General features: G+C 66.9%; 15 protein-coding genes. 7 read left to right on the forward strand and 8 right to left on the reverse strand.

Annotated elements, in window-relative coordinates:
* Positions 1 to 144, reverse strand: a complete 144-nt coding sequence (locus tag Rhe02_RS08060) for a hypothetical protein (protein ID WP_203907596.1) — start codon at positions 142 to 144, stop codon at positions 1 to 3.
* 214 nt (positions 145 to 358) lie between these two features.
* Between Rhe02_RS08060 and Rhe02_RS08065 the strand changes: the two genes are divergently transcribed.
* The 4 genes from Rhe02_RS08065 to Rhe02_RS08080 all read left to right on the forward strand — a co-directional run bounded on the left by Rhe02_RS08065 (position 359) and on the right by Rhe02_RS08080 (position 4,356).
* A complete protein-coding gene (locus Rhe02_RS08065; RefSeq protein WP_203907464.1) occupies positions 359 to 1,396 on the forward strand; it encodes a fatty acid desaturase family protein in 1,038 nt (345 codons plus the stop codon).
* A gap of 44 nt (positions 1,397 to 1,440) precedes the next feature.
* Positions 1,441 to 2,100: a tetratricopeptide repeat protein gene (locus Rhe02_RS08070; protein WP_203907465.1), complete on the forward strand. Its 660-nt coding sequence runs from the start codon at positions 1,441 to 1,443 to the stop codon at positions 2,098 to 2,100.
* A 53-nt stretch (positions 2,101 to 2,153) separates the two neighbouring features.
* The gene (locus tag Rhe02_RS08075; protein WP_203907466.1) at positions 2,154 to 2,954 is read left to right on the forward strand and encodes a phosphotransferase enzyme family protein; all 801 of its coding nucleotides are present in this window, start codon (positions 2,154 to 2,156) and stop codon (positions 2,952 to 2,954) included.
* A 214-nt stretch (positions 2,955 to 3,168) separates the two neighbouring features.
* Positions 3,169 to 4,356, forward strand: a complete 1,188-nt coding sequence (locus Rhe02_RS08080; RefSeq protein WP_203907467.1) for an LCP family protein — start codon at positions 3,169 to 3,171, stop codon at positions 4,354 to 4,356.
* 10 nt (positions 4,357 to 4,366) lie between these two features.
* Here the strand turns inward: Rhe02_RS08080 and Rhe02_RS08085 are convergent, their stop codons facing one another.
* The gene (locus Rhe02_RS08085) at positions 4,367 to 5,236 is read right to left on the reverse strand and encodes a fumarylacetoacetate hydrolase family protein (RefSeq protein ID WP_203907468.1); all 870 of its coding nucleotides are present in this window, start codon (positions 5,234 to 5,236) and stop codon (positions 4,367 to 4,369) included.
* A 10-nt stretch (positions 5,237 to 5,246) separates the two neighbouring features.
* Positions 5,247 to 6,161, reverse strand: a complete 915-nt coding sequence (locus Rhe02_RS08090) for a hypothetical protein (RefSeq protein WP_203907469.1) — start codon at positions 6,159 to 6,161, stop codon at positions 5,247 to 5,249.
* A 160-nt stretch (positions 6,162 to 6,321) separates the two neighbouring features.
* Here Rhe02_RS08090 and Rhe02_RS08095 point away from each other — a divergent pair, with 160 nt between their 5' ends.
* Together Rhe02_RS08095 and Rhe02_RS08100 are read left to right on the forward strand one after the other, a co-directional pair.
* Positions 6,322 to 9,102 (forward strand): AfsR/SARP family transcriptional regulator, encoded by a 2,781-nt coding sequence (locus tag Rhe02_RS08095; protein ID WP_203907470.1) that lies wholly within the window; start codon positions 6,322 to 6,324, stop codon positions 9,100 to 9,102.
* A gap of 582 nt (positions 9,103 to 9,684) precedes the next feature.
* Complete coding sequence (locus Rhe02_RS08100; protein ID WP_239123537.1) at positions 9,685 to 11,802, forward strand: acyltransferase family protein; 2,118 nt, start codon at positions 9,685 to 9,687, stop codon at positions 11,800 to 11,802.
* Between the two features lie 23 nt (positions 11,803 to 11,825).
* Here the strand turns inward: Rhe02_RS08100 and Rhe02_RS08105 are convergent, their stop codons facing one another.
* Positions 11,826 to 12,761, reverse strand: coding sequence for a cyclase family protein (locus Rhe02_RS08105; protein ID WP_203907472.1), 936 nt, complete (start codon positions 12,759 to 12,761; stop codon positions 11,826 to 11,828).
* Positions 12,762 to 12,833: 72 nt separating this feature from the next.
* On the opposite strand from Rhe02_RS08105, the gene Rhe02_RS08110 reads away from it, so the two are divergent.
* A complete protein-coding gene (locus Rhe02_RS08110; RefSeq protein ID WP_239123539.1) occupies positions 12,834 to 13,172 on the forward strand; it encodes a hypothetical protein in 339 nt (112 codons plus the stop codon).
* Here Rhe02_RS08110 and Rhe02_RS08115 read toward each other — a convergent pair.
* The 4 genes from Rhe02_RS08115 to Rhe02_RS08130 are packed head-to-tail and all read right to left on the reverse strand — an operon-like array spanning position 13,169 to position 16,561.
* The gene (locus Rhe02_RS08115; protein ID WP_239123541.1) at positions 13,169 to 14,356 is read right to left on the reverse strand and encodes an ABC transporter permease; all 1,188 of its coding nucleotides are present in this window, start codon (positions 14,354 to 14,356) and stop codon (positions 13,169 to 13,171) included. The two genes, Rhe02_RS08110 and Rhe02_RS08115, sit on opposite strands and share 4 nt — an antisense overlap.
* Positions 14,353 to 15,006, reverse strand: a complete 654-nt coding sequence (locus Rhe02_RS08120; RefSeq protein ID WP_203907474.1) for an ABC transporter ATP-binding protein — start codon at positions 15,004 to 15,006, stop codon at positions 14,353 to 14,355. Before Rhe02_RS08120 ends, Rhe02_RS08115 begins: the two co-directional genes overlap by 4 nt.
* A complete protein-coding gene (locus Rhe02_RS08125; protein WP_203907475.1) occupies positions 15,003 to 16,043 on the reverse strand; it encodes a peptidoglycan-binding domain-containing protein in 1,041 nt (346 codons plus the stop codon). Before Rhe02_RS08125 ends, Rhe02_RS08120 begins: the two co-directional genes overlap by 4 nt.
* A complete protein-coding gene (locus Rhe02_RS08130; RefSeq protein ID WP_203907476.1) occupies positions 16,043 to 16,561 on the reverse strand; it encodes a hypothetical protein in 519 nt (172 codons plus the stop codon). Before Rhe02_RS08130 ends, Rhe02_RS08125 begins: the two co-directional genes overlap by 1 nt.
* Positions 16,562 to 16,612: the final 51 nt, after the last annotated feature.

Raw genomic sequence — 16,612 nt, forward strand, 5'->3', positions numbered from 1 at the left:
TCAGTTGCTCAGCCATTGGGCGATGGCATCGAAATCGGCATCGGAAAGGCCACGGCGCGGGTCCACGCGGTGCAGCAGCGCGGGAGCGCTGTGGTTGGCCCGCCACCCACCTCCGATGCGCTGCCAGTCGCGGGGCGCGGACACCTCACGCAGCAGCGCGCAGATGTGCTCGGGCAGGGGCCGCAGCTGCGCGTCGCCGGTGAGTGCCCGCTCAAACAGAAGGCGATCCGCCCGGCCAGATTAGCGCCACCTCGGCCTCCCGCCTCCGGCACAGTGCGCCGGGTGGTAGTGCTGGCCCCAGCAAGATTCGGGGGGCGACTGGATTTCGCGGCCTTGGCCGGCTCGGCACACTTGATCAATGACTCTCACGATGATGCCGGAACCGCCGACCGCGGGCACTGGCAGTGACTTCGCTCTGCTTTCCGAACGGATCGCCCGCGCCGGGCTGATGCAGCGAAGACCTGCCTACTACGCCTTACGCATCGCAGCCGTAGCAGCGGCCTACATTGTGAGCGTGACGGTCTTCGTGCTGACCGGGGACTCGTGGGCGCAGATGGTGGTCGCCGCGGCCATGTCAATCGTCTTCGTTCAGGTTGCGCTGGTGGCGCACGATCTGGCCCATCGGCAGGTGTTCCAATCGCGCCGCCGCAGTCAGATCGCCGGCATGATCGCCGGGAACCTCGGCATCGGGATGAGCTACGGCTGGTGGATGGACAAGCACACGCGCCACCATGCCAACCCCAACCACGAGGAGCGCGATCCCGATGTGGCGCCGGATCTGCTGGTGTGGTCGGCAGATCAGGCACGTGCGGCCAAAGGCCTTCCCCGGTTCATCGGGCGCTGGCAGGCCTACCTGTTCTTTCCCCTGCTGCTGTTGGAGGGGCTCAACCTTCACGTGGCCAGCGGCCGGGCGTTGCTTGGCCGGCAGGGGATGCGCGGCCGAACCGTGGAGATTCTGCTCTTCGCCGCGCATGTGATCGGCTACCTGGGTGTGGTCTTTGCCGTGTTGCCCGTTGGCAAAGCGCTGCTGTTCATCGCGATTCATCAGGGCCTGTTCGGACTGTACCTGGGCTGCACCTTCGCCCCCAACCATAAAGGCATGCCCATGGCCCACGAAGGCATGGACTTTTTGCGAAAGCAGGTGCTCACCTCCCGCGACGTCACCGGCAGCCGATTGATGGACGCGGCGCTCGGCGGGCTCAACCACCAAATCGAGCACCACTTGTTTCCCAGCATGCCATCACCCAACCTGCGGCGGGCCAAACCGATCGTCCGCCAGTTCTGTGCCGAGATCGGCGTGCCGTACCAGGAAACAGGTCTGATCGACTCCTATCGTCTGGCGCTGCGCCACCTGTACGAGGTCGGCGCACCTGTGCGAAAAGTGAGCCCCGGCTAGACTGTCGAATCTGGTAGGTGGTGGCGATGCCATGGGGGGCGCAGATGAGCGTTGACGATCGGATCGAATGGGCCAGGAAGGTCTATTCGCAGGCTGTGTTCGGCGGCGACACCAGCGGGCTGGCCGAGGCCGAGCGAGGTCTGGATGCGGTCGAGGCCGATGCGGCGCTGGCGCGTGGACTGATTCTGCACGCGCGGTTTCAGAGCGCGCCCGACGACGGTTCGTTGCCCGTCGAGGATCCTGCTGAGCTGCCGTTGTTTGAACGGGCGCTCGTGTTGTACCAGGCGCTTGGAGACACACGCGGCGAGGGCGAGGCCTTGTTCTGGATCGGATGTCTGCACCAGTTCATCCGGCGCGACAACGAGACCGCGGTTGGGTACCTGCAGCGGTCCAGCCAGCTGGCGGCACAGACCGGCGACCATCCGACCCGGTCGGAGGCGCTGCGGCACTTGGGCATCGCGGCGCACGCGGCCGGCCGCCTGGACGAGGCGCGCGAGCGCCTGGAGGAGTCGACGCGGCTGCGCCAGGAGATCGGGGCCCTGCCGGGCGTGGCCTCCAACATGATCGGGCTGGCCTACATCGCCGCCGCCCAGGACCGCCGCTCAGACGCGCTGGCCACGCTCGACGAGGCGCACGCCATCGCACAAGCACATGGTGCTCACGCCATCGTGGCCCACATCGAGCAGGCGAGAACGCGGATCTGAGCGTGCGGCCATTGCAGGTCCAATGTGGATGCGGCGGCTGGATTGAGCGGGGTATGACCGAACAGCAGGAATTCCGTGGCGGCGTTAACGTGGTGCGCCGCCGAGGTGATGTCGTCTACCGGCCGGCATCGCCCGCGGCGCCCGCGATCCACCGGCTCCTGCGGCATTTGCATGACCGCGGGTTCCGCGGTGCGCCGCGGCCACTCGGCTTCGAAAGCGACGGCAACGAGATACTCACCTTCCTCGACGGCCAGGTGCCCGACACGCTCACGCCAGACCTGCGCGGGCCCGAGCTTCTCGCCAGCGCGGCAAATCTGCTGCGGGGCCTTCACGACTCGAGCGTCGCGTTCCAGCCGCGCCTCGACGATGCCTGGCTCTTTCCGGTCCGGCAGCCGGCTGAGGTCATGTGCCACGGCGACCCCGCCCACTACAACTGCGTGGTCAAGGACGGCCTGGTGGTGGGTCTCATCGACTTCGACACGGCTCACCCCGGGCCACGCGTCTGGGACGTCGCCTATGCCGTCTACCGGTGGGCGCCGTTGCAGGGGCCGGACAACCCGGAAAGCTTCGGCACACCGCAGCAGCAGGGGCGCCGGGCCGCCGACTTCTGCCGGGCGTATGGGCCGCAGGTGGGCGTCGAGGTCATTGACGTCGTCCCCGAGCGCCTGCAAGCACTCATCGACTTCATTCACGACCAGGCCCGCCAAGGCAACGAGGCCTTCCAACAGCACATCGCACAAGGCCACATTGATCTGTATCAGGAAGACATCTGTTACCTACGGGCTAACCGCGATACTCTGCGCGACGCCTTCGAGATCGGCCCTCCCGAATCCACTATGGACAGTCGGCGATAGGGGCTGGGTTGCTCACCGCGCGAATGTATCCGCCTGGCGGCACGAAGCCGCCGGGAAGATGACCAGGCCCTCGTCGACGGCGAGGTAGACCCCGTTGACGCATGGCACAACGACGGCGTTGGCCAGCGCGGAGGCACCGGCGTTGGAGTTGGATCTGGTCCCGGCGAGACGGAGGGTCTCGCGCGGATCGCCTCAAGGCTGCAAGATGGTGCGAATGCGATCCCGGCGTGAGCTCGTCATCGGCGTTACCGTAGTTCTCATAGTGATCTCGATCGTGATCTCGGTCGTGATCGCTGTGCTGAGCAGCGGTCCGGTGCCCGCGGGCGGCACGGCCATGAGGTCCTGGCCCGCCTCACCCACCGCGTCGGCCTCGCCGAGCGTGACTGCCCCGCCGCCGGTGGTAATCGCGTCGCCGGACCTGCTTGGCGCGGCGCGCCTCAGCCCCACCAACGTCAACGGGCCGGTCAACATTCTGCTGGCCGGCGTCGACCGGCGGCCGGATCAGACCGACGACTCGGTCCGCACTGATTCGATCATCTTGCTGCACATTCCCCAATCCCACGACGGGGCCGTGCTGGTCTCGATTCCGCGGGACACCAGGGTGAAGATCCCCGCCTATCCGAAGTCCGGCTTCAAGGGCCGCACCGCGAAGATCAATTCTGCTTTCCAGAGTGGGTACCAGGCAGCCGGCACCGAGACCGAGAAACGTGCCCGCGGCATGGAGCTGCTGGCGCTCACGATCAAGCAAACGTGGGGAATCGCGTTCGACGGCGCCGCGATCATCGACTTCACCGGCTTCGAAACGGTACTCGGGCAGCTCGGCGGCGTGACGATGTGTGTGGAGGCCCAGGCCGAGGCGATCCACCTCGCCCTGGACAAGGACGGCAAGGTCGTCGAAGTCTGGTACGACGACAGCGCGAAGAAGATAAGGGGCATCCCACCCGGTGGGCGCAAGCTCATCTACCAACCTGGCTGCTATCACATGGATCCAGCGGTTGCTCTGGAATACGCGCGGCTGCGCAAGGGCAGCTGTTGCCCGGCAGGCGACTACGACCGGCAGCGCCACCAACATCAGATGATCAAAGCGATCCTCGACGAAATCAGCAGCACGAAAATGCTCAAAGACCCGACCAGACTCGTGCAGGTCCTGCAATCGGCAGGCGAGTCGTTCACGCTCGACCTCGGCAGCATCCGCGCCGAAGACTATCTGGCGATGTTCACCAATCTGGCCAGTGGGAATGTCACGAGCGTGCGCACCAACGCGGGACGGATCTTCACGTTGCGCGGCTCCTCCGACGAGGCGCTCACCCCGCAGACGCTGGAAATGCTCGCGGCGCTTAAGAACGACACCATCGGCGCATGGCTCGCACAGCACCCCAGCTTCGTGGTCCCCCACCCCTGACAAAGATTTTTCAGACGGGTACCTGAATTACCGGGTTGGTCAACACACCTACGTGCTCGATTTCGATGCGCACGATGTCTCCCGCGGTCAGCGACAGGTCGAGCTCGGGCACGATGCCTGTCCCGGTGGACAGGATCACACCGTGCGGGAAATCCATGGCGCGGAACAGGTGCTCCGCCAGATCGTCGAACCGGCGATGCAGCAGCGCCGTGCTGGTGCTGGCCGACCACACCACCGCGTCGCCACGGCTGATGGTGCACGAGATGGCCAGGTCGCCCAGGTCCGCAACCTCCCAGACAGGCCGGATGCCCGGACCCAGGGCGCAGGAGGCGGTGTAAATCTTGGCCTGCGGCAGGTATAGCGGGTTTTCACCCTCGATGCTGCGCGAGGACACATCGTTGCAGACGGTCACCCCCACGATCTGTCCGGCCGCGTTGAACACGAGCGCCAGCTCCGGCTCCGGGGTGTTGGCGGCGGAGTCGGCTCGCACCCCGATCGGGTCGCCGTCGCTGACGGCCCGCCACGCCACCGATTTGAAGAACAGCTCCGGCCTGACGGCGTCATAGACCCTGGCGTAGACATCACCGTCGCCGCTTTCGGCGATGCGCGCCTGCCGGGACCGCCGGTAGGTCACGCCGCTGGCCCACACCTCGGTCAAGCCGTCCACCGGCGCCAGCCTCCGCACCCGGCTTTCCGGCAACGCGGCGGCGCTTGTCGCCGAGTCCAAGACAGCGCGGATTTCTTCCAGCGACCCAGCGAGCAACTCGGCCAGACTCGACACCGGCAACTGCCGCACGGTGCCATCGTCACAGGCCACACCGATCCCGGGCCGGGCTCCCACCTCGTTGCCAGATTCGAGGTACCGGATGATGTGGGTCATCGACTTCCTTCTAACTGATCAGTATGTGATCGAGGTAGGCGGTCGCTCCGCCCCATACGAAAAACAGCGGCTCGCCGCATTCGGACTGCTGCAGCGTATCGTCGAGCTGTTCCTGTCCGATCCGGGCCGACTGGAGGGTTCCGCCAGCCGCGACACTGTAATGCTGATTGAGCCACATCGATTTAATCTCGTGCCAGTCGAAGCCGAACCCGCCATGGCCGGGAAGGGGCTCGGTGCTCCAGGCCGCGATGTCGTTCGTGTCCGAGGACGGATGCACCATCAGCAGGCCCCCGGACGACTGATCGTTGGTGGTGCCCGCCCGTGGCATGAAGCCGAAACCGTAGCTGGCGGCGGTGACCACCTCGGGAGGATCGATCCTGACATCAAAGGAAATCGTCACGCTGCACGCATAGTGTCCGGAAAGGACAGCGCCCATCTCGTACCATTCCGGCTGAGAACCGATGGTGAGACGGGTGCCTGACGTCTCGAAGCGGAAACTCCCGTAGGAGTCGCCGAATCGCCGGAACCTCGACGCCTGAACGTAGGCGGGCCCGGTGGGCGGAGGCGGGCCGGTCGTCTGGGACCTCACTGGAGGGCCGCCACCACCTTGATTGCCCGGCGGGGCGCCGCCGCCGGTGCTGACCGGCGCCGGCGTGGCCGACGTCGGCAAGGTCAGCGGCGGCGAGGCAGACGCCGAACCGTCCGGTGTCGGCGCGCTCGAAGGCAGGCGGGTGGGATCGGTGCCCTTTGCCGTGGAGTCGATCTGGCCATAGATCGTGAGCCCGGAATAGGCCAGCACCAACACCACGAAGACGACCGCGATCATCCGCCCGGTCATCTTCGCGGGCGGCTTGAGCCAGTTGCTGAAAATGCCCACGGCGATGGCGAGCAGGAGCAGACCAAAAGGCACAATCCAGGTACGCATGCGCCTTCGAGCCTCCCGCCGACACCGATAGAGCGGCAGCCTATAAGCATCCGCAGGCCTGCGCGTTCCACCGCGCGGACATGGATACTGAGCCCAGTGGATGAACTAGAGATAAGATCGGCAATGATCGCTTCTCTGGCGTCAAACCTGCGGGTAGGTCATGATCGAGTTTGGCGTGTTGGGCCCACTGTCCATTCGGCGCGATGGGTCGCCGGTCGTGGTGGGCACGCGGAGTCTGGGACGCCTGCTCGCGGTGCTGGTGTGCCGGGCGAACCGAGCGGTGACGGTCGCGGAGCTCGCGGATGCCATCTGGGACGGTGACCCGTCGGCCAACCCGCGCAAGGCAATTCACGTGTACGTGCACCGGCTGCGCCTGCTGCTCGGTGATGGTGACCTGGTCATCGGCGATCAGGGCTACTACTCGCTGGCGGTCGGCGCGCATCAGGTGGACGCGCTGCGTTTCGCGAGCCTCGTCGCGCGCGGCCGGGCGGCGCATGCCCGCCAGGATCTGGATGCGGCGCGCAGCCTGTTCCGCCAGGCGCTCGGCCTGTGGCGGGGGCGGCCTTACGACTCCGTCGCCTACGGGACGCTGATCGCCGACGAGGTCCGGCGGCTCGACGAGCAGCATCTGCTGGTCCAGGAGGCGCTGTTCGCCGTGGAGCTGGACCTGGGCAACGACGCCGAAATGGTCGGCGAGCTGGCCCGGCTTGCGGCGGCGAACCCGTACCACGAACGGCTCTCGGCCATGCTCATGCGAGCACTGCACCGCGCGGGCCGTCGATCCGAAGCGCTGGAGGTTTTCCGGAGCACCCGGGCCGTGCTCGTCGACGAGCTGGGCGTGGAGCCGGGTGAGGACCTCCAGAAGGTGCACCAGGCGATACTGCGCGGCGAGATGTCGGCCCCGCGGCCGGCGGCGGGTGACGTCGAGAGCACTCCCAACCCGGTACCACGTCAGCTGCCTGGTGGTGTTGTTGGTTTCTCTGGGCGTAACCAGCAGATGAAGGCCCTCGACCAGCTGCTGCCGGACAGCTCACAACCCGACGGTCTCAGGATCTCGGTGATCGCCGGGACTGCCGGCGTTGGCAAGACCACACTGGCCGTGCACTGGGGCCACCAGGTTGCTGACCAGTTCCCCGACGGGCAGCTATATGTGGACTTGCGGGGTTTCGACCCGAGCAGGTCTCCGATGGATCCGGCGGAGGCGGTGCGAGGCTTCCTGGCCGCGTTCGAGTATCCGCCGCAGCGAATACCGGTCGAGGTGGCCGCCCAGGCCGGGCTGTATCGCAGCCTGCTGGCCGACAAGCGCGTTCTGGTGGTTCTCGACAACGCCCGCGACGGCGACCAGGTCCGCCCGCTGCTGCCGGGGTCGCCGGGATGCCTGGTCCTGGTGACCAGCCGCGAGCGGATGCCCGGCGTGGTCGCGGCAACGGGCGCTTATCCGCTGATGCTGGACGTGCTGCCGGAGAACGAGGCACAGGCGCTGCTGGCGAGACGGCTCGGGCCCGACCGGTTGGCGGCCGAGCCGGACGCGGCCGACGAGATCATCCAGCGGTGTGCGCGGCTGCCGCTGGCCCTGGCGATCGCGGCAAGCCATGCCGCCAGCTACGCCGACCTTTCCCTCAGCGGGTTGGCCGATCAGCTGCGTACAGCCAGCGGCCTGGACGCGTTCGACGCCGGGGACGCGGCGACCGATGCGAGGGCCGTCTTCTCCTGGTCCTACGAAGCACTCAGCCCAGAAGCGGCACGGCTGTTCCGGTTGCTGGGGGTGCACCCGGGCCCAGACCTGTCCATGCCCGCCGCGGCCAGCCTGGCCGGTGTTGAACCGCAGCGGGCACAGGCCATGCTTGCCGAGCTGACCCGCGCGCATCTGGTCAACGAACGCGTCCCGGGCCGCTACAGCTGCCATGACCTGTTGCGGTCCTATGCCGGCGAGCTGGCTCACCGCCACGACACCGAGACCGCCCGGCGCACGGCCCTGCACCAGCTGCTGGAGCATTACATGCACAGCGCCCGCGCCGCAGTCCTGTGCCTGGACCCCAACCGCGACCCCATGCCCGAGACCCCGGTGCAGCCCGAGGTCACCCCCGAGACGTTCGACGATGTTCCGCAGGCGATGGGCTGGTTCACCGCCACACACGCCGCGTTGCTGGCGGCGATCGAGCATGCCGCAGGCAATGGGTTCGACGCCCACGCCCATCGGCTGGCCTGGACTCTCGTACCGTTCTTGGACCGTCGCGGGCACTGGCACGACTGGCTGGACGTCCAGCGCATCGCCGTTGACGCCACCGCCCGGATGGGCGACCGATCCGAGCAGGCCCGTGCTCATCGGGGTCTTGCCAGCGCGTACAAACAGCTGGGCCTCTACGACGAAGCCAACGTCCATTTTGGATACGCGCTCGACCTCTACCGGGAACACGGAGATCAGCTTGGTGAGGCGCTCACCCACAACAGCTTGAGTCTGGTACTGGAAAGGCAGGATCGCCTTCGCGAGGCCATCGACCATAACAAGCTCGCCCTCGACCTTTTCCGGGCGGTCGGCGACCGGTCGGGGCAGGGCCGATGCCTGCACTCGATCGGCTGGTACCACGCTCGGCTCGGCGAGCACGAAATCGCCCTCACCCACTGCCAGCAGGCCCTTCCCCTGCTGGCCGAGGTCGGCGACCGCGCCGAGCCCTACACGTGGGGCGCCCTCGGCTACCTTCACCATCAGCTGGGCGACTATGACAGCGCCATCGCCCACCACCGGCAGGCCCTCACCCGTTTTCAGGAGCAGGGCTACCGCTACCCCGAGGCGCAGGCGCTGGATTACCTGGGCGACACCTACCTTGCCGCGAACGATCTCGACGCTGCCCGCACGGTCTGGCGCCAGGCGCTGAGCATCCTGGGGGAACTTCGCCACCCCGACGCGGACAAGGTACGCGCCAAACTTCACGACCTCTGACTCCCCTGGCGCTACAGATGTAAGCGCTGTGTAACCGGCCTTCGAAACACTGTGCCAGTCCCGATAAGCGGGGGAGGGTTGTCCGGCCCCGAGCCGGACAACCCTCGGCTGCGCCTCACCCAGCAAACCGTGCGCCGGAAGCAAAGGTGTTGGGCCGCAACCTATGGCACGGAGGAAAAATGACGGGGTTTGGCATGGATCTCGGGACGACACCGTCCTGTATCGGCCGGGTGAATGGCGACAACACGGCACCATCGGTGCTCTTCTTCGGGTCGGCCCATAAGGTCTCGGTGCGGGCCCAGCTTTCAGGCGCGCCGTCCGCGAGCTGGCGCGAGCAGCCCAAAGCGAGGCATCGCCGGAGCGCACTAGTGTCCAATGTGGAGGCTGGCGCGTTGTCGGGTCGAGCGCTGGATCCCTGGTCGCCCATATGCGTGCCGGGCGGGCCATGGCACGATCTGCCTCCTGCGGCTTAATCGCCCGGCGGACAACGCTGATCAGCCGCAACCGGTATATTGCCCGCTTGACGACCACGATCGGCGTCGACGGGCAAGGGAGAAAGTTCGCATGCACCCAACGAGCCGCATGGAGTTTCGCGGGGATATCGAGGGTATGCGGGCGATTGCGGTGCTTTTGGTGGTCATTGGCCATGCATCGGTGGGCTTGTTCTCGGGCGGCTTTGTCGGCGTCGACGTATTTTTCGTGATCTCCGGATTCCTCATCACGTCTCTGCTGACCCAGGAACTGACGGCCACTGGCACGATTTCCATCCGGCAGTTCTATACGCGCCGGGCGCTGCGCCTGCTGCCCGCATCGACACTGGTCTTGCTGGTCACGCTGATCGCGGCGTGGTCGTGGTTGTCACCGCTCAGATTCACGGAAACCGTAAAAGACATAGTTGCCAGCGCATTCTATGTCATCAATTTCCGGCTTGCCGGCATCGGCACCGACTACTGGGCTGCCAGCGATCCGCCATCACCCGTGCAGCATTTCTGGTCACTCGCGGTGGAAGAGCAGTTCTACATGTTCTGGCCGGTGCTCATCCTGTTGGCAACGCTGTGGTCACGGCGGCGGGGACAGACCCGGCTCGGCCCGCTCACCGTGGTGCTGGCGACGTTGACGGCTGGTTCCCTTGCGCTCAGCTGGCTCGTGACCCACCAAAGCGCCCCGTGGGCCTACTTCGGCGGCCACACCAGGGCGTGGGAGCTGGGGATCGGCGCGTTGGTGGCGCTGGGCGCGACCAGGTTTGCGCGCCTGCCGCGCGTGGCGGCCGAATTGGCCGCGTGGATAGGGCTTGGGGCAATCATCACGGCCGCGGTGGTCTTCGATGAATTCACGCCTTTTCCTGGTATTGCTGCGCTTCTGCCCGTTGCCGGCGCGGCATTGGTGATCGCGGCCGGCTTCCGTTCCTCCTCCGCGGGCCGCCTGCTCGGCCTGGGGCCGATGCGGGTCCTAGGCAAGCTTTCCTACGGCTGGTATCTGTGGCATTGGCCGATGCTGCTCATCGTCCCGGTCGCCTTTGACATGTCCCCGAGCCTGGCCGACAGACTCGCGCTTGCCGGTGCGGCCCTGCTGCTGGCGCAGCTGTCCCTGGTCGCGGTGGAGAATCCGATCCGCCATCTCTCCGCCCTGCGGCACCGACCCTTGCGAGGCATCGGGCTGGGTCTGACTCTTTCGTCCACCACGACGGCCGTGGCGCTGAGCATGGTGGTCCTCATGCCGCCCGGCGCGCCCGGGTTGGTGTCGCCCGACAGGGCCCTGTTCATACCGCCCGCCATACAGCTCGACGTGATCGACGATCTGCCCAGCGGTGCACCGGAGGTGCTCCCCAGCGCTTCGGCTTCGGCTGCGCCTGCTCCCAGCATGGATGCCCTTCTCGCGCAGGGCCTCAACATGAAGTCCCTGCCGCGCAACCTCGACCCGCCACTGGCCAGCGCGTCCAAGGCCTACCCCTCCACCTACAACGGCTGTCACCGAGGTTTTGCGGGAGTCTCCCTGCCGCCCGACAGTTGCGTCTTTGGCGACACCTCCTCCCCCACCACCGTCGTGCTGCTCGGTGATTCCCATGCCGCGCAATGGTTTTCCGCGCTCGAGAAGCTGGCGAAGGCGAAGCACTGGCGGCTGATCCCGCTGACCAAGGCCAACTGCCCCGTCGGCGAGGTGCAGGTCATCGAAAGGTCGTTCAACCGGACCTACACCGAGTGTGAGCAATGGCGAGCCAACGCCATGGCGAAGATTGCCTCTCTGCATCCCGCGCTCGTGGTGACGGCCACCTACTTCGACAGCCGGCAACCCGTTCCCGCTTCGTCAAACCCCGAGGCGGTGTGGGCCGAGGGCTGGAAGCGATCGTTCATCAAGCTCAAAGCCTCGGCAGCCCACGTCGTCTTTATGGTGGACAACCTCTACCGCTTCACCGCCGGGCCGGAGTGCGCTGCCGTGCATCCCGATTCGCTCAGCGCGTGCAACCAGGCGTCAACCTCGGGTGGGTTGATGCAGCCCACGCGCAGAGCGAACGTGGCCAAGGTGGCGGTGGACCTCGGCGTGACCGTCATCGATCCCATCCCATGGATGTGCCTGAACAACAAATGCCCGCTCGTGGTCGGCAATATCCTGACCTACCGCGACAACCACCACATCACGCCGCCCTTCTCCAGACTGCTCGCGCCGATGCTCGAAGCAAAGCTGCCCGCTCTCACGCCCTGACCGCCGCGCGGTCAGAGCGCGGTTCAGAAGGTGGCGATCGGGTTGACCGGGCTGCCGGAGGTGCCGGCGAAGCGGACCGGCGCGACCGCGAGGTGGAAGTCCCACTGACCGAGCTCGGCAGCCGTCGTCGCGCACGCCTCCAGGTCGCAGTTGTCGAGCATCCACAGACCCATCGCAACGAGGCTCACGGCGTGAACGGGCATCAACACGTCTTGGTACCCCGACGGCTGAACGTCCTGGGGGGTATCAGCGCCGATCAGGGCGACCTCCCGCTCATGCAGCCACGGCAGGCAGGACGCGTGCCAGCCGGCCTGCGTGAAGCTGAACGCCGCACCGGCCTCGTGCCGGAAACGGCCGTAGCCCGTGCGCAGCAGCACCGCATCGCCGGATCGCACCCGCACACCCTGACGGCGCTCGGCCTCCTCGAGATCCTCGGGAAACACCCCCTGCCCCGGCTCCAGCCACGGCACCTCGCGGACGCTCGCGATGTCCAGCAGGACACCACGCGTGATAATCCCATTCGCCGCCGCCGTCACCGCCGCCCACGCCGAACCCGTTGCGGCGTCGACCACCGAGTGCGACCGCCCGTTGTACATCGTGCCGTCCCAGAAGATGTGGCACGGCGAGTCGAGATGGGTGAGGGTGTTGCCGTGGAACGAGATGCCGAGCCGCTCGGAGGAAAAGCCCCAGCGCCGGTCGTTGTGGAAGGCGGCCGGCATGTTCTCCGCACCCGGCATGTCGGCGGCGCACGGGCAAGTCGTCGTCGACCGCTCCATGTCCTGCGGCACGGCAACCTCCCACGCGCACGACACGCTCCTGCCGTGGCGCACGGCCCTCGCCGCCGCCAGCCGGACATCGTCGGTGATGTGGTTCAGCGTGCCGAGCTCATCGTCGTTGCCCCACCTCCCCCAGTTCGACAACGTGTTGAAGTACCCGAGCACGTCGTCCTGTGTGGGCATCGACTCCTCCGGTCATGCGGTTGGAAAACACCGCAAAGCATATCCGTTGCCTCATGCGCTATGGTCGGCAGCGTGCCCGCCGACGATGTCCTAGCTGCAGTGGAAGCCTTTGCCGCACGCATTCATGCCCTCGATCCGAAGGCGGCGGTGCTCGGCGAGCTGACGCTGAGCTACCAAGGCCGGCAGACTCAGGTGCCGGTCACCGCGCCGGTGAAGGCGGCGCTGGCGGAGGCCTTGCGCAGCTATCACGATCCGCGGGACTTCGGCAGTTGTGACTACTGCGCCGACGGCCGGCTCGACGACAACTTCCTCTGTCTGAGCTGTGGACGCCCCAACGGATTGTTCGGCCAGATGCTCACCGAGCGGGCAGAAGGACACCTCGAGCCGCCTTCCCTTCCCGCCACCGACTAGCCCGGGCTGGCCAGTGCCTCCGTGGGTGAGAGCCGGGAGGCGCGCCAGGCGGGGTAGAAGCCCGCGAAGACGCCAATGACGACCGTCGCCAGGACACTGCCCAGGCTCGCCCACGCCGGCACCACGACCGGCCAGCGTTGGTAGGACGCGTAGGCCGTCGTGAGCACGATGCCGAGCAGCACCCCACCTATGCCGCCGAACAGCGACAGCAGCAGGGATTCGACCAGGAACTGCGCTCGGATGTGGCGGCGGGTCGCTCCCAGCGAGCGCCGCAGCCCGATCTCGGCTCGCCGTTCCAGTACCGAGATGACCATCGTGTTGGCGACGCCGACCCCGCCAACGAGCAGCGCGACCACTCCCAGGCCGAGCAGCAGGCCGGTCAGGGTCTTGTCGGCGGCCTGGCGCGCGGTCAGCGCATCGGAGGGGCGGGAGACCCGGACCTCGTTGGGGTGCTCCGGGTTTGCCGTGCGGCCCAGCACGCCTTGCACCGCGAGGACAGCATCATCGCGGGTGCGGGTGTAGATGGTGGTCGGGTATCCGTCGAACCGCAGATACGACTTGGCGGCAGTCCAGCCGACAAGCGCGGCGTAGTCGAGTTCCGGGGTCAGCACCGCTTCACCGAGGATGCCGATCACGGTGAACCATTGGCCGCCAAGCCAAACCTGGGCCTGGACGCTGGGCCGGACCACCCCCAGCCGCGCGGCCGCCTGCTTTCCCAGAACCACCACCGGGTACCCGGAAGTCGCGTCATTGAGCCAAACACCGCTGCCGACTTTGGCGCCCACGGTCTCCAGCAGGTCCGTCCGGGCCGCCAGCACGGTCAGGTTACCGGTCTCCCCCACCGACATCCGGTCGTTGCGGTACACGGCCTGTTCCAGAAGCCCGGTTGCCGTCGCCGAAGTCACCGGGCCGATCCGGCTGACCATGTCCACGGATTCGGGTGGCAGATGTGACGGCCTGCCGTGAATGTCTTGCCCTGGCGAGACTTTGAGCAGGTTAGTGCCGAGCTCGGCGAGCTTGCGGTCGAGTTCGGCGCGGCTGGAGCCGGTGATGCCGATGACACACACCATGGCGGCGATGCCGATCGCGATCCCCAGCGCGGACAGGACAACGCGCAGTGGCCTGGTACGCAGGCCCGCAACGCCAACCCGATATACGTCAGCGGGCAGCAGTCTGCTTTTCACCGCAACACCATCCCGTCATGCATCTGGATTCGGCGGGGCATCAGCGCGGCGATGTCGCGGTCGTGGGTGATGACCACCACCGTGGCCCCCGAGGAGTGCAGTTCCAGCAACAGCTGGATCACCGAGGCGCCCGCCTTGGAGTCCAGGTTTCCGGTGGGCTCGTCGGCCAGCAGCAGCGCCGGGTTGCCCACGGCCGCACGGGCTATGGCGGCCCGCTGGCGTTCGCCGCCGGAAAGCTGATGCGGCTGATGCGCCGCCCGGTGGCCCAGCCCGACCCGTTCGAGCACGGCCTGGGCCCGTTGGCGTCGCTCCGCCTGCGCCACACCGGAATAGAGCAGCCCATCGGCGATATTGTCCACTACAGACATCCCGTTGGCCAGGTGGAACTGCTGGAACACGAATCCGATGAGCTGTCCCCGCAACGCCGAGAGCCGCTCGTCGGAAAGCGTGGACAGGTCATGTCCGGCAACGGTCACCCGGCCCGAAGTCGGAGTATCGAGGGCCCCGGCCAGATGCAGCAGGGTCGACTTGCCGCAGCCGGACGGCCCGACCACCCCGACCAGTTCCCCGGCTTCCACGGCCAGCGTTACGCCCGACAAGGCTTGCACCCCACCGGGATAGGACTTGCTCACGTCATCGAGCACGATCACGACGGCACCACCACTTGGGTGCCTTCGGCGATGCCGTCGCCGGTGATCTGTACTCGCCCACTGGCGAACATGCCGGGTTGCACGGCCACATAACGGGTTTGCGACCCGGTGACGACCTGGACGCCATAACCGCCCTCGGCGAGCGCCACCAGCGCCGTGATCGGAACAGTGAGCACATTCTCCACGGTCGATGAGGCCAGTTTGACGACCACCGGCGCCTGGTCAAGGGCACCCAGGGTGGACTGGTCGGCAAGGGTGACGGTCACCTGGATGGTCGCCGGGTGCTGCTCGTCCTGGCCCGGTGTCGCCACTGTCCCGACCTGGCCGATCACGCCGTCGACCGCTTTCCCGTTCGGCAGGATGACCTGCGCGGTCAGCCCCGCCTTCGCCAGGTCCTGCAGCGCCACATCGAGCGCGATGCTCACCACACGGGTTGTCCCGGCGTAGGCCAGCACCGGCCCACCCGAGTCGGCGCCCAGCTGCGTCACGTGCTGGGCGATGCGCACCGGCCCGGGGGCGATCGCCACCGTCCCCGGATCGACCAGGCCCGTCTGCGGCACTCCCAAATCCTTCTGCCACTTGCGAACAGCCGCCGCGGTTGCGTTGGTGAAGGTGCCGTCAACGGTGATGCCGGCGTATCCCAGCGCCGCCAGGTTCGTCTCGATCTGGCGCACATCGTCGCCGGAGTCGCCGATGCCCAACGGCCGGTAGAGCGGGAGCCCGCCGTAGAACAGCGTCACGGGGCGGTCGTTCACTTCGTAAAGCGGCTGACCGCGGCTCACGGTAGCGCCGAGGGAAGGAAGCCACGTCACGGTCCCCGGCCCGCGGGCGGTCACCGTGACCGGGGGGCCGTATCCCAGTACCCCGGAAACGGTTTGGGTTTTGGTTAAATTCGCCTTGGTGACGGGCGCGGTCGTCAGCGCCGCCGCGGACCCCTCGGAAGGTGAGTCTCCGGGGCCGCCGAAGCCGAAGGCCGCCGCGGTCACGGCGCCGGCGGCCAAAACGGCCGAGCCGGTCAGGACGAGTCTGCGTTTCATCAGCTGCCCTTCTTGGTTTCGGTGGGCAGCTTGTCTTTGCACGCGGCATACGCGGCTTTGTAGACAGGGTCGGCCTCAAGCTGGTCGCGGGTGACATCTTCGAACCGGCCGCCGATGCGCATATTGCCCGGACGGTCTCCACCGATTTGAGGATCGGTGACCGGAATATCATGCTCGCGCATGCACACCGCGAAGGCACGCAGCTTTTCCATGTCCTCGGGAGGCATGCCGTCGTCGGTGGGCATCTCGATCAGGTGCTGGCAGGCGCGGATGGCCTCGTCCCAGCCCGTGGGAACAGTCCGGGGGTGCGGGTTGAATTCCCAGGTCCCACCCGGACCCGGGTCGGGAACGTGTTGACCGTGCTCGCGCATGCACTGGGAAAACGCGACCGGATCATCCTTGGCCGACGCCGTGGCAGTGGGCTGAGCGCCGTTGGCCGAGGCGATGCCGTTGTCGTCCGGGCCGGAACAGCCGGCGATCCCGGTGGCCAGTAAGGCGATCAGGAGGAGTCGTGTCATGGCTCCTGTTTACGTGGCGGCCGATGACATCAGCGCTACCGGCGACGTTAG

Origin of the sequence: Rhizocola hellebori, assembly GCF_016862955.1 — a bacterium.
GTDB lineage: Bacteria > Actinomycetota > Actinomycetes > Mycobacteriales > Micromonosporaceae > Rhizocola > Rhizocola hellebori.